The 13573-nt window shown below is 48.6% G+C and carries 13 protein-coding genes; 3 read left to right on the forward strand and 10 right to left on the reverse strand.

All coding sequences use genetic code 11. The features are described 5' to 3' along the window. Window positions 1–114 precede the first annotated feature (114 nt). From rnd to CRO03_RS04010, 3 genes are all read right to left on the reverse strand, one after another. Window positions 115–1269 carry a ribonuclease D gene (gene rnd / locus CRO03_RS04000; protein ID WP_097110235.1) on the reverse strand — a complete coding sequence of 385 codons (1155 nt, stop codon included), beginning with the start codon at window positions 1267–1269 and terminating at the stop codon, window positions 115–117. A 44-nt stretch (window positions 1270–1313) separates the two neighbouring features. Then, window positions 1314–2969 (reverse strand): long-chain-fatty-acid--CoA ligase FadD, encoded by a 1656-nt coding sequence (gene fadD, locus CRO03_RS04005; protein ID WP_097110236.1) that lies wholly within the window; start codon window positions 2967–2969, stop codon window positions 1314–1316. 179 nt (window positions 2970–3148) lie between these two features. Beyond that, the gene (locus CRO03_RS04010) at window positions 3149–3991 is read right to left on the reverse strand and encodes a class I SAM-dependent methyltransferase (protein ID WP_097110237.1); all 843 of its coding nucleotides are present in this window, start codon (window positions 3989–3991) and stop codon (window positions 3149–3151) included. A gap of 231 nt (window positions 3992–4222) precedes the next feature. Here CRO03_RS04010 and CRO03_RS04015 point away from each other — a divergent pair, with 231 nt between their 5' ends. Then, window positions 4223–5527, forward strand: coding sequence for an alkaline phosphatase (locus CRO03_RS04015; RefSeq protein ID WP_097110238.1), 1305 nt, complete (start codon window positions 4223–4225; stop codon window positions 5525–5527). Between the two features lie 123 nt (window positions 5528–5650). On the opposite strand, the gene CRO03_RS04020 is transcribed toward CRO03_RS04015, so the two are convergent. From CRO03_RS04020 to CRO03_RS04050, 7 genes are all read right to left on the reverse strand, one after another. Continuing rightward, on the reverse strand, window positions 5651–6151 hold the full coding sequence (locus CRO03_RS04020; RefSeq protein ID WP_245861431.1) for a chalcone isomerase family protein: 501 nt from the start codon (window positions 6149–6151) through the stop codon (window positions 5651–5653). Further along, the gene (locus CRO03_RS04025; RefSeq protein WP_097110239.1) at window positions 6132–6671 is read right to left on the reverse strand and encodes a DUF2878 family protein; all 540 of its coding nucleotides are present in this window, start codon (window positions 6669–6671) and stop codon (window positions 6132–6134) included. Before CRO03_RS04025 ends, CRO03_RS04020 begins: the two co-directional genes overlap by 20 nt. Further along, a complete protein-coding gene (locus tag CRO03_RS04030) occupies window positions 6668–7408 on the reverse strand; it encodes an SDR family NAD(P)-dependent oxidoreductase (protein WP_097110240.1) in 741 nt (246 codons plus the stop codon). Before CRO03_RS04030 ends, CRO03_RS04025 begins: the two co-directional genes overlap by 4 nt. 86 nt (window positions 7409–7494) lie before the next feature. Next, window positions 7495–7809 (reverse strand): hypothetical protein, encoded by a 315-nt coding sequence (locus CRO03_RS04035; RefSeq protein ID WP_097110241.1) that lies wholly within the window; start codon window positions 7807–7809, stop codon window positions 7495–7497. A 62-nt stretch (window positions 7810–7871) separates the two neighbouring features. Then, window positions 7872–8558: a tRNA (adenosine(37)-N6)-threonylcarbamoyltransferase complex dimerization subunit type 1 TsaB gene (tsaB, locus tag CRO03_RS04040; protein ID WP_097110242.1), complete on the reverse strand. Its 687-nt coding sequence runs from the start codon at window positions 8556–8558 to the stop codon at window positions 7872–7874. A 1-nt stretch (window position 8559) separates the two neighbouring features. Next, the gene (gene yoaA, locus CRO03_RS04045; protein ID WP_097110243.1) at window positions 8560–10497 is read right to left on the reverse strand and encodes a DNA repair helicase YoaA; all 1938 of its coding nucleotides are present in this window, start codon (window positions 10495–10497) and stop codon (window positions 8560–8562) included. A gap of 91 nt (window positions 10498–10588) precedes the next feature. Further along, complete coding sequence (locus tag CRO03_RS04050; RefSeq protein WP_245861434.1) at window positions 10589–10828, reverse strand: hypothetical protein; 240 nt, start codon at window positions 10826–10828, stop codon at window positions 10589–10591. 464 nt (window positions 10829–11292) lie between these two features. Here CRO03_RS04050 and hisG point away from each other — a divergent pair, with 464 nt between their 5' ends. Together hisG and hisD are read left to right on the forward strand one after the other, a co-directional pair. Next, window positions 11293–12201 carry an ATP phosphoribosyltransferase gene (hisG, locus tag CRO03_RS04055; RefSeq protein ID WP_097110245.1) on the forward strand — a complete coding sequence of 303 codons (909 nt, stop codon included), beginning with the start codon at window positions 11293–11295 and terminating at the stop codon, window positions 12199–12201. A gap of 2 nt (window positions 12202–12203) precedes the next feature. After that, complete coding sequence (hisD, locus tag CRO03_RS04060; protein WP_212682326.1) at window positions 12204–13571, forward strand: histidinol dehydrogenase; 1368 nt, start codon at window positions 12204–12206, stop codon at window positions 13569–13571. The last annotated feature ends 2 nt before the right edge of the window (window positions 13572–13573 follow it).

Here is a 13573-nt window from a genome sequence, read left to right on the forward strand (position 1 = left end):
TAGTTGCGTAATGTTTACGTCACATAAATCTGAAAGGGATCAGCTTTTTTAATTGCAAATTTGTGTATAAATTAGCCAATATTTTCTATTGATCTGATTGATAACTAATAACGTTTATTCCAAATTTTTTATCAAATTTTGCACATGCGCCGGAACTGGCAAATGAGGTAAAAGCAATTGCTGGCGCCAGCCTGTTAAATACTCTGGCAGCGGCAGTAACGTTCTCTCTTGATCTGTCACCCGCCAACACCAGTTAAAATATTCATGCAGCTGTCGCCGAACCGATAAGAATGCTGCGGGAATAGCGGTTTCAGCCGCAGTTTCCTTAATAGCCTGGCTCAGTTCTGCCAGCACCACTTTTTCGCCGGGAAAATGCTCCAGATGATAATAAGCCTGCGGGCAGCCATCTTGCGGTAGTTGCTTTGCCAGCTCTATTAATTCGATGAGGGTTTTGGCATGCCGGCGCAAATCACGGCCGGTCATTCCCGGAATATTCAGTAAACTCTCAACCGAACCCGGCTTGCGTTTTGCCAGCTCCAGCATCTGAAAGTCTTTGATAACAAGGCCAAGTGCTAAATCACGACTGGCTGCGTAGTCCAGCCGCCATGCTACCAGTTCACGCAATACCGCCAGCTCACGGCTGCGTAACAGTGAACCGTTTTTCACTTCCAGATATTTTAAGCGAGGAGGTAACGGATTTGCCCGTCGCTGCTGCAGTTGCTGACCTTCGGCCAATAATAATGGTAATAAAGCCGGGTTGGTAAACTGCTCCATTAAATGCTGATACAACGGCAACAAATACGTTACGTCGTTGGCGGCATACTCCAGTTGCTTAACCGCCAGGGGCCGGGCTAACCAGTCGGTGCGCGACTCACTTTTATCCAATACTTCGCCGGTAGCCCGCTCTACCAGTTTGGCATAACCGATACTACTGCCCCACCCCAATAACTCTGCAGCCAGCTGAGTATCAAATAATGGCTGAATATGGTGGATGCCAATGGTCGCCAGTGCTTCCAGATCTTCCGTACAGGAATGCAGGGTTTTAACGATGGTTTCATCTGCAAATAACTGCGCCAAAGGCTGCCAGTCAGTAATGGTCAGGGGGTCAACCAGCGCAAGCTGTTTGCCGTCAAACAACTGAATTAGCCCCAGCTTGGGATACAAGGTACTTTGGCGGATAAATTCAGAATCGACTGCCAGTGCGCTCTGGCCGGCAGCATTCTGACAATACTGAGCCAGGCTGCGGTTATCGGTTATTACATAACTCATGCATACATCTCATAAAAACAAAGCCGGCAAAAGCCGGCTCTGGATTAATCCCGCAGCTCGCGGCGCAGGATCTTACCAACATTGGTTTTCGGTAATTCTTCCCGGAATTCTACCAGTTTTGGTACTTTGTAGCCCGTTAAATGTTGTTTGCAATGCGCAATTACGTCTTCTTCAGTCAGTGTCGGGTCTTTTTTGACAATAACCACCTTCACAATTTCACCGGACGCCTCATTAGCAACGCCGACAGCTGCCACTTCCAGCACCTTTTCGTCCATTGCCACCACTTCTTCAATTTCATTCGGAAATACGTTAAAGCCGGAGACGATAATCATGTCTTTTTTGCGATCAACAATGTAGAAGAAACCTTCGTCATCCATTGTTGCAATGTCACCGGTATATAACCAACCATCTTTAACCGTTTTAGCAGTTTCCTCAGGCCGGTTTAAATAACCCAGCATCACTTGTGGGCCCTGAACCAGCATTTCACCTGGCTCGCCAGCCGCAACATCTTTGCCCTCTTCGTCTACTAAACGAATTAAGGTTGAAGGTGCCGGCAGGCCGATACTACCGTTGAAATCAGCTAAATCGAACGGGCTTAAGGTAACCAGCGGGCAACATTCTGTTAAGCCATAGCCTTCGAGTAAACGGGTTTTAGTCACTTTTTTCCAGCGCTCTGCCACAGGACGCTGTACTGCCATACCACCGCCTAACGACAGCTTTAAACGACTGAAATCTAACTCCGCAAAACCGGGCGTGTTCAGCAAGCCATTAAACAGGGTATTGACGCCGGTAATAGCAGTAAACGGAAATTTCGACAGTTCTTTAACAAAAGCCGGCATATCACGTGGATTGGTAATTAATAAATTAGTGCCACCATATTTAAAGAAGGTAAAGAAATTCGCCGTTAAGGCGAAGATATGATAAAGCGGCAGGGCTGTAACCACATGCTCTTTACCTTTGTCGAGGAAACAATCCAGGAAGGCACTACACTGCTCCAGGTTTGCTACCATATTGCGGTGGGTTAACATAGCACCTTTCGACACGCCGGTTGTACCGCCGGTATACTGCAAAAAAGCGATATCTGCGCCGCTGACATCCGGTTTCTGATATTTTAAATGCTGCCCTTTCTCCAGTACCGCATTAAAAGTAACAAACTTACTTAACGAGTAAGCCGGCACCAGCTTTTTAACGTGTTTTACAACCAGGTTGACAATAGTGCCTTTAACCATACCCAACATATCACCCATTTTGGTCAGGATAATATGTTCCAAATTGACCTGTTTCTCTACAGCAGCAAGGGTATGAGCAAAGTTATCGACAATGACAATAGCCTTGGCTTTTGAATCAGTTAACTGATGCTGTAATTCACGGGGAGTATACAGCGGGTTAACGTTAACGACTGTACAGCCTGCCCGCAACACCCCCATTAACACGACCGGGTATTGCAACAAATTCGGCATCATAATGGCAACAGCGTCACCTTTTTTCAGGCCAAGTTCTTTTTGCAAATAAGCAGCAAAAGCCTTGCTTAATTTGTCCAGTTCACGGTAACTGACACTTTTACCCATGTTGATAAACGCAGTTTTGTCAGCAAACTGACTGATACTCTGGGAAAAGATATCAAGCAGGGAAGGGTAATGATCAGCATCAATTTCTGCGGGCACACCTGACGGGTAACGCTTTAACCAAACTTTATCCACCGTCCTCTCCTTTCTATTAAGGTTATTATTTTATAGTTATAAATATGGCTGCCTGCAATAAATGATTGTGTATTACTGCCGGGGAATAAGCCTAATGTTGAGTATTTACTCTAGTGCTAATCATCCCACAATTGCCCGCCTTGCACAATTAGCTTGCTGCAGATGCTTTTTAATCAGAGTTAATCAGCGGGTTTAATAAATTTCAGGGTCATCCGGTCACTTTCACCAATAGCAAGATAGGTTTCCCGATCGTAATTGCCCAGCGCCAGTGTAGGGGGCAAAGTATACACCCCTTTCGGGTGATCTTTGCTATCAAGCAAGTTGGCATTAATTTCACTGCGCGCTGCCAGTTGAAAGCCAACCTGCTCTGCAGCGGCAATCACGTAAGCTTCGTCAAGGTACCCTTCTACTGCCACGCTGGTGGTATCTGATAAGGGTGCAGCTCTGTGTTCAACTAAACCCAATACGCCACCGGGTTTAATCAGATCATACAAGGTTTGCAAGGTTGCAGATAAATGGCCGCTTTCATCCCAGATATGGGCATTACGAAACGACAGCACCATGTCAAATTGCGCTGTAGCTAAAGCTGGCTGCAGATATGGTGGGTCAAGTTCAACCTCGTGTACTGTGCCGAAAAACGCTTCGTTTTCAAGAATTCTTTCGGACAGTTTTGCACTCAAGCGTGCCCAGAACTTCGCCCGTTCCCCTTTTAACGTGCCATCATCCTGGCGGAACTGGGCGATAGTAAAATGGCCCTGCTCTTTTAAATAAGGCGCCAGAATTTCCGTATACCAACCGCGGCCAGGCCATACTTCAAGCACTGCCATATCTGGCTTCAAGCCAAAAAAATTCAACGTTTCGGCTGGATGTCGATACTGGTTACGAGCGATATGCTCAGCGCTACGTTCACTGCTAAGTGCTAACTCGCTTAGTTTCTGCCGCGGATCAGGCTCTGCCGCCAGCGTTTGCCAGCTAAGACTCAGCCCCAATGTCAGTACTATGTTTATTATTATATTTTTCATAGCTTCCTTTTACTGCTATTCAGCTTACAACACATCATACTTGTATGACCACAGCACAACGCAATCGTTCTAAGATAGCCTGCACTGCTGAAAATTGTCCAGCAAAACACTCAATTGATAATCTTAATTGAATTCTTAAGTGAAAATAACGACAGCTTATCTCATGACACTTGGTTGGCCATAGGAGTTAACGTACACTTAAGTTAATTTAAAAAAGATTGAGGTTAAGCAATGCGCCCAACTTTGTTGTGTCTGGCACTGGCAAGTTTATTACCATTAAACGTGGTAGCTGCCCCACAGAATATTATTTATATGATTGGTGATGGCATGGGGCCGTCATATGTTGCGGCCTACCGCTATTATCAGCACGACCCGGCTGCAACCGAGGTAGCCAATACCGTTTATGACGATTTACTGACCGGCATGGCCAGTACCTACCCTGATGATGATACCCTGGTTACCGATTCGGCAGCCGGTGCAACAGCCCTTGCAACCGGTGTTAAAAGCTATAACGGCGCGATTGCCGTTAACCGCCAACATATTCCAATTGGTACCATGATGCAGCTGGCAAAACGGCTTGGCAAAGCAAACGGTATTGTCGCCAGCTCACAGGTTAACCATGCTACACCGGCGTCATTTCTGGCACACAATAAAAGTCGGCGTAATATGAACGACATAGCCGATATGTACCTGGATTACCGGATTGAAGGCAAACCGGTTGCCGATTTAATTATTGGCGGAGGCACTAAATACTTTGTACGGCAAGACCGTAATCTTATTGATGGCTTCACTGAACTTGGCTACCAGTATACTGATGACTATCGTCAACTGGACAGTCTGACCCGTATACCGGCAATCGCGTTACTTACTGAGGACGCATTACCTGCTGTACTCAACACCAGTTATGACAGCATGTTAGCGCCCCTGACGGACAAAGCGCTGCAGCTGCTATCAAAGGCAGATAAGGGCTTCGTACTGATGGTAGAAGGCAGCCAGATTGACTGGTGTGGTCACGATAATGACATTGCCTGTGCCATGGCGGAAATGCATGACTTTGCCAAAGCGATTGAAGTTGCTAAAGCCTACGTTGATGCCAACCCGGATACCTTATTAATTGTTACCGCTGATCACGAAACCGGCGGCTTGTCATTAGGCGCCAATGGTGTTTATCAGTGGCGCACTGACGTGATTAAGCAAGTGAAAGCAACAGGGCGGGAAATAGCCAAGCAGCTGCGTCAACTGGAAAACCAGCAGGAAATCAGCAAGCGTTATACAGAGCTGACGGGTATCAGCCTCGATAAAGCACAGCTGCAAATGCTGCTAACGGCGCTTGCCAACGAAGATGAAAAAGTTGGCCGCAGCCAGATATTGCAGTTCATCAGTGATGCCTCACTAACCGGCTGGACCAGTGGTGGCCATACTGCAGCGGATGTGCCCGTTATGGCGTATGGTAAACATGCCGGCGAATTTAACGGTTTTATGGATAATACCGCCATCGCCAAAAAACTGATTCAATATATTCAACAAACTAAGTAGCTGATTGTGTTTGCAGAATTGAAACGAACCAATTTGCTCACGCTAACACGCCGTAAACCCATCCATGGGGGCTCGTTTCCGCCCGTCCAGGGCTTCAACGGTTAGCTTAGAGCAAGTTGGTTCTCACTCAGGTTCAATCAACTGGCGACGTAATTTCGGGGCGGTAGTGTCAGGGTGCAGCCAGATATCAAAAAAAGCCGGGGCAAATTCTTTATCTTCCACTATGCCAATATCGGTGTCGTTAAAATAAAATTGTACATGGCCCTGCTCAGTATAAAGTGCCGCTAACCGGTCACCTTCTTTTACATCGCGCCACAGCTTATCAAGACTCTTCGCCCATTGCTGTTGCTGCTGCTCACTGCTACGATCCAGTTCTTGCCACTGCTCAACTGTGGCTTCAATAAACTGGTCTTTACTGATATCACGCTTGTAAGTTAACTCCAGTAACAACGGACGGGTTTGCTGATAATCACTGAAGCTGCCATCTGTGCTGGCCAGTCTGGCATCGTATAACTGCCAGAATAAATAGCGATAACTGCCCTCACCCACGGTGGTCAAATCAGGCTTTGCTGCCAACATGCCCGCAAAGCCCAGTGCCACTATACTAACTACCAGCTTGTGCATAAAACCTCCTGCTATACCCCAGTATCACGCCGATAATACCCCATATGATAACCATAACCACAAAGGACCAAGCCGCTAACGGAAAATACAATACACCGCCGCTTAACGCGGCACCGCCCAGATAAGACAACGGGCCGCCACTGGCTCCCAGTAAAAACCCCAACCACCATGGCCGTAAAAATCCCGCCATGGTTTCTACCGCAGCCAGCGAAAACAATGCCCATAGCAGTAAAAACCAACCCGGCAGTAAGCTACTTCCGCTGAACGAAATAACCTGTAAAGAGACCAGTATTGCATCAACCGCAAGACCTGCCAGCGTTATCAGCAATACTGCCAGTCGCGCACGATTGGGCAGCAGATATAAACCATATAACAAATAAGCCAGTGCCGGCACTATCGCCAGGGTTTGAAAATACACCAGCGCCAACCAGGCCAGTTCAAAACCGATAATTGAGCGCCAGTGAATACCCCTGCGTGGACTTAAGTAACCTGCAGGCACTGCTGAGCTAACATTACTCATTGTTGTTTCATCTTCTTAGCCAGTTTGTTCCGCAGCCCGTAAGGCAGTAACCCGAGCGCTTTTAACACAAAACTTAACCGCCGCGGAAAGCGTAAGCGGCTTTTACCGGCGTTGATACCATCAAAAATCCGGCTGGCTGCTTTTTCAGGCGCCATCAGAAATGGCATCTCGAAATCGTTTTTCCGGGTAAGGGGTGTATCAATAAAACCGGGCTCAATTAAACAAACATTAATATCGGTGTCAGCTAAGTCAACCCGTAAGCTGTCAGCAAAATAGGCAACCGCAGCCTTACTGGCGCCATAAGCCTCGGCGCGGGTAAACGGAAAAAAATGCGACATTGAACTGACAATAGCCAGCGTTGGATGACTTCCTGTGTTCAGCAGTGGCAATAAATAACGGGTGCAGCAAACGACCCCCTGAACATTGACCGCAAAGGTACGTTCAAATGCAGCCAGATCAAGATCGTCTGCATCGACATACTCACAGGTTCCGGCATTGAGAATCGCAACATCTATTTTCTGGCCAGCGGGTAAGGCTGCCGCCCAACTGGCGAGTGCGACGCTGTCAGTGACATCTAAACTTACCGGTTTAATGTTGGCATTTTGTGCAGCCAGTTCTGCCAGTTTGTCGGTTGAACGGGCGACAGCGTAAACCTGCCAGCCATTATTGGCATAACGCAATGCTGTTGCTTTGCCCATGCCGGAGCTGGCACCGGTGATCAGACAAATTTTAGCCATGATATATCCTTATAACGAAACTGCCTGGCAGTTTATATCGATGTTATTAACAGGATTGTACGCAAAGACATGGAGGCTGGATTGGTTCAGGCGTAAAGATCAACGCCCAACAACGACTGAACTTCAGCCCGACGCTGTTCGTTCTGTTGACTCTGATAGGCTGCAACTGCTTGCTGACCGCGGCTGCTATTACTGTTTTGAAAGTTGCTTTGTTGATTGCGCTCATTATCCAGCTGATTAATTACCTGCTGACTGGCCCGGATACCTGTGCCTGCACTGGTATTTGTCGATCCAGCTAACCGACTGTCATCCTGTAATGGCGCACGACGCTGCTCAGTACCAGCAAATACGCTGGCAACATTAGCGGTGGCATTCAGGCTTTGATTTACAGTCAGGCTCATAACATCTTCATAGTAAGCAAACTGGCTTAATTATAACCAGTTTGCCAATTTAACCAAGTGTTTTATCTGCCGGGTAATTTTTTCCAGCTGACTTCGTCCCGCACATAGACGGGCTCAGCCCGTTCGGCACTGACAAAAAGCCCCTGGCTAAAAGCTGGCTGTGCCAGGGTTAGCATATCCCGGGCAGAAGGATACAAAATGTCACTGGCAATATCGGCTGGCTGCGCCCGCATCAGCTCAGTGGCATACGTTTGCCAGCCCGTGCCAACCGCTACTACTTTGTCACTTAAGCCAAGTGGCGCCAATAGTTGCGGTTTAATCGCCTGTTCGGCAGTTAATTGTTGCAACTCGCCATTACTGTCGCTGCTAAAGCTGGCCAGATACACTTCTGCCATTCTGGCATCTATAGCTGCAACAATCTGACTAGCCTGATGTATCCGCACCGCAGCCTGTGCCATTGCAGCCAGAGTCGAGACACCAAACACCGGTAAGTCCGCGCCAAACGCCAGGCCCTGGGCCACCGAGACCCCAATCCGCACCCCGGTAAAGCTACCCGGCCCGCGACCAAACACGATACCATCCAGCATGTTCAAGCTAAGGCCAGCCTCAGCCAGCAGGCTGTCTATCATTGGCAACACTCTTTTGCTGTGCTGCTGCGGACACACCTCGTCCAGCGCAATAATATGGCCCTGTTGGAGCAGGGCCACTGAACAAGCTTCAGTTGAGGTATCCAGTGCCAGTAACTTCACTTTAATTTTCCTGTCTTGTCTGTTGTAAAAACGCTACTGCGTCATCCAGCGAGCGGGTACGACGCATCGGCGGCAAACTCTTTAGAAATACACTGCCATAGGGCCGGGTCACCAGGCGGTTGTCGCAGATAACCAGCACGCCACGATCGGTGACATCACGGATAAGCCGGCCTACGCCCTGCTTCAGGGTGATAACCGCCTGCGGCAATTGCACCGTGCTAAACGGGTCCAGGCCGCGGCGCTGACAATCTTCGCTGCGTGCCTGTAACAACGGGTCGTCGGGTGATGCAAACGGCAGTTTATCGATAATCACGCAACTTAGCGTATTACCACGCACATCTACCCCTTCCCAGAAGCTGCCGGTACCCAGCAGCACTGCGTTGTCCAGGGTAACAAATTGCTCCAGCAACAAGCGCTTACCAGTACTGCCCTGCACCAACACCGGCTGACTAATCTGTTCTGGCAGTGCATTGGCCATCCACTGCAACATACGATGGCTGGTAAATAAAAAGAAACAACGACCATTATTGGCTTTAATCAGCTTTACCGCTAATTCAAGTAACGCCGGGCCCATTTGCTGCTGATGCGGTTCCGGTAAATATCGCGGCAGGCATAACATGGCCTGGCTGGCATAATCGAACGGGCTTTCCAGCAGCAAAGTCTGGGCATCATCCAGTCCCATCTGCGCGGTGTAATGGTTAAAGCCTTCGTTAACTGACAAGGTGGCAGAAGTGAAAATCCAGCTGCGCTGCTCAGCCGCCACTATCGCTTTAAAACGATCAGCTATGCTTAGCGGCGTTAAATGCAAACTGACATGCAGCCGACTGGTTTCGTACCATAAACTTACCCCGGTCTGACTTAAATCCTGCATTTTCAGCAAGCGGTTTTTCAGTTGCGCCAGCCGCTCAAAAACATTATCTACGGTATCACTGCGGCCCAGGCTGCTTTTTAATACCTGATACAGCATGTCGATAGCATCATTTACCCGGGTGAGCGCAGTTTGCATCGGCGCCTGCTGAGCTAAATCACGCCAGTTGCCACGACTGGGGTCTGCCGCAAACTGCAGCCGCCAGTCACGCACTAAACTGGCCAGCTTTTCTGCCACTTTTACTAATTGTGGGTGATCGCGCAGCTCAGTTTTACAGGCCAGCTCTAAATCTTTGCACAAATCCAGCAGTAAACGGCTGGATACCTGCTCGCCAAAGTAGTCACTGGCTATATCAGGCAGTTGGTGTGCTTCATCGAAGATAATGACATCCATCTGCGGCAGCAGTTCACCAAAACCGGTGTCTTTTAGCGCTAAGTCGGCGAAAAATAAGTGATGGTTTACTACCACTAAGTCAGCTGCCTGGGCATTTTTACGGGCTTTAAGTAAATGGCAGTCTTCATATACCGGGCAGTCTTTACCAAGACAGTTGTCGGTGGTGCTGGTCACGTAAGGCAAGGCTTTTGAGTCTTCGGCAATATAACTGAGCTCACCAATATCGCCCGACTGGGTTTCAGATGACCACTTTTTAATCAGGCTTAAATCCTGAATTAATTGCTCGTCCTGCACCGGCACATGGTTGTAATGTTGCTCTAAACGAAACAAGCATAAGTAATTGGCGCGGCCTTTTAATAAGGCGCTGTGAATTGGACTGGCCAGCGCCTGCTGCACTTTGGGCAAATCGCGCAGAAAGAGTTGCTCCTGCAGGTTTTTAGTACCGGTAGACAAAATAACTTTTTTGCCAGCAAGTAACGCCGGCACCAGATAGGCATAGGTTTTGCCGGTGCCCGTTCCGGCTTCGACAACCAATGCCGTGTTGCCGGAAATGGCTTCGGCAACCGCCTCAGCCATCTGCAACTGAGCAGCACGCGGGTTAAAGCCTGAAATATTGCTGGCAAGCTTGCCCTTTTCCGCGAACGCAGCCAGCACCTGTCGGGCCAGATTACTCATCATGGGTTTGCTGCTTCAGGCTGGGGTTTAAGGTCGTCACTACAGCACCTGGTTTAAAAAAAGAGCGCTATTATGCCTTTATCAGCAGAAAAATTCAGACAAAAATATCAAGGTGGCCGTCTTTATCTACATGTTGTTCCTCTTCCGGCGTCGTGTAAGGCGGCTCCGGATAATCTTCAGCACGCCTGCCTCTGTTGAACGATGGCCGGCGCATAATAAGATATTTTTGTTCATTCGGTTTTAGCGGGCTTAACCTGGCTTCTTTAAACACCGGTACCACCTGCTTTGGATCAGGCTCAACCGGCGTGCCTGGCACCCGTTGTACAAACGGCATAAAAGCGTCCATAACTGCCCCCTAAAAATTCATTACTATGTTATCGGCCTCTTAACAAAAAACTTGAATAGTGCAACTCATTGACTATACAAGTTGACCGTATTTTAACCTCGAAATTCACAAATCGAGTTAACCTCGAAAAATTATTTATGGAAAAATAAGCGGCTTAATAATTAAAAGCATTATATATCAATATAATAACAGGTTTTGCTTGAAATTATGTTCGGCATATCGCGCTTGCACTTTAGCTGCTTCGCAGGTAACTTGTATAACATCTTAATACGCAAGAATCAGATAATGCTTAACGTTACTACCCTGCACCACCATCATAGGCACTAGCCGTCCGATATTTCGGAGGGCTGAAGTCTGGCGCTCCGGTGGTAACGTAACAAAAACCCCGAGCCCAGGCCCGGGGTTTTTGTTTATTATATTATCCATTTTTAAATATCGTCATGGAGACCATTATGAGTCCGGCAACAGAAAGTAAACGCTTACGTATCGCAATGCAGAAATCTGGCCGTTTATCGGTTGATTCCCAGGCCCTTTTTACCAGTTGCGGTTTAAAGATAAACTTGCGCGAACAACGTCTGATAGCCCATGTTGAAAATATGGACATTGATATCCTGCGGGTCCGCGATGATGATATTCCCGGCCTGGTAATGGACGGTGTTTGTGACTTAGGCATTGTTGGCGAAAACGTACTGGAAGAAGAATCGCTGCAGCGCCAGCTGGACAACGATAGTTTCGATTACACGGTATTAAAGCGGCTGGATTTTGGCGGTTGCCGCTTATCCATTGCCGTCCCACAAGAAGATGAGTACCGGGGGCCGGCGTCACTTGATGGCAAAACTATTGCGACCACCTACCCCAGATTGTTGGGCCGTTATTTAAAACAGCAAGGCGTTAATGCCCGGGTAGTCAATTTAAAGGGCTCGGTAGAGGTTGCCCCACGCGCAGGTTTAGCAGATGCGATTTGTGATTTAGTGTCAACCGGCGCGACGCTGGAAGCCAATGGTTTAAAAGAAGTAGATGTTATTTACCGCAGCAAAGCAGTGCTTATTCAGCGCAAAGAATTAACCGACAGCAAGCAGCTGAAACTGATTGATAAACTGATGCCGCGCATTAATGGCGTGATGCAAGCCAATGAAAGCAAGTACATAATGCTGCATGCACCGCGCGCCCGCTTAGATGAAGTGATTGCCCTGTTACCCGGCGCGGAAAATCCAACCATGCTGCCGCTGGCTGGCAATGATCATATGGTGGCCATTCATGTGGTAAGCAGCGAAACCTTATTCTGGGAAACCATGGAGCAATTAAAGGCACTGGGTGCCAGTTCCATTTTAGTGTTGCCAATTGAAAAAATGATGGAGTAACGATGGCTACAACTATGGCTACTACTTCTGCTGGCGTGTTTAACTGGCCGCAATTGTCCAGCGAGCAACAACAAGCCGCGCTTACCCGGCCTGAACTGGCGGACTCGGCCGGTTTATCAGAACAGGTACGGACCATTATTGCTTCGGTAAAACAGCAGGGTGACCAGGCCCTGCGCGCATACAGTCAGCAGTTTGATGGTTTAACAGACAACCCGCTACGGTTGAGTGACAGCAAAAAGCGCAGCGTACTGGCAACTTTACTGCCTGAGCGCAAGGCTGCCATCGAGCTGGCTTATGACAATATCCGGAAATTTCATGCTGCTCAGCTGCCACGGGATATTGAAGTGGAAACCAGCAGCGGCGTGGTCTGCCAGCTGAAGAGCCAGGCTATCAGTGCGGTAGGTTTGTATATTCCCGGTGGCAGTGCGCCCCTGCCTTCCACCGTGCTGATGCTGGGGGTGCCCGCCCAGCTCGCAGCTTGTCCGCGCCCCGTGCTGGTCACCCCACCGGGTAAACCCGCCGCTGATGATATAGCCCCGGAAATACTGTATGCCGCTGAGCTGTGCGGTATTACTGAAATTTATACCATAGGTGGTGCTCAGGCTATTGCAGCTCTGGCCTATGGCACTGAAAGTATTGCGAAAGTAGATAAGATTTTTGGCCCTGGCAATCGTTATGTTACCGAGGCCAAACAACAGGTGAGTCAGGATGTAAAAGGCGCGATGATTGATATGCCGGCCGGCCCCTCTGAGGTACTGGTGCTGGCTGACAACAGTGCTAACCCGGCCTTCGTTGCTGCCGATTTACTATCGCAGGCTGAACACGGCCCGGACTCACAGGTTGTGTTAGTCAGTGACAGTGCAGAGCTGATTACGATGGTACAAGCGGAGGTCGCTAAACAACTGGCTGAATTACCACGCAAAGCTATTGCCGAAGCGGCACTGAGCTACAGCCGTTATATTTTAACGGCCGATTTAAAGCAGGCTGTCGAAGTGACCAACGCCTACGCCCCGGAGCATTTAATTGTGCAAACAGCTGTTGACGATGAGCTGGTGGAGCAGTTTACCAGTGCGGCCAGCATTTTTGTCGGCCAGTGGACTCCGGAATCAGCGGGTGATTATGCCAGTGGTACCAACCATGTCCTGCCCACTTACGGGTACAGCAAAACGGTATCAAGTTTGTCATTAACTGACTTCTATCGTCGTTATACTGTGCAAAAATTATCAGCCACCGGTATGCGCAACATTGGCCCGGCCATTGTGACTTTAGCCGAAGCTGAGAGTTTAACTGCGCACGCCAACGCTGTGCGCCTGCGCCTGGCGACACTTAATGGCTCAACAGCAAACAATAATAGTCCTGGCGGAGAGTAAGC

The sequence above is a fragment of the Arsukibacterium tuosuense genome, from assembly GCF_900215315.1.
GTDB lineage: Bacteria > Pseudomonadota > Gammaproteobacteria > Enterobacterales > Alteromonadaceae > Alishewanella > Alishewanella tuosuense.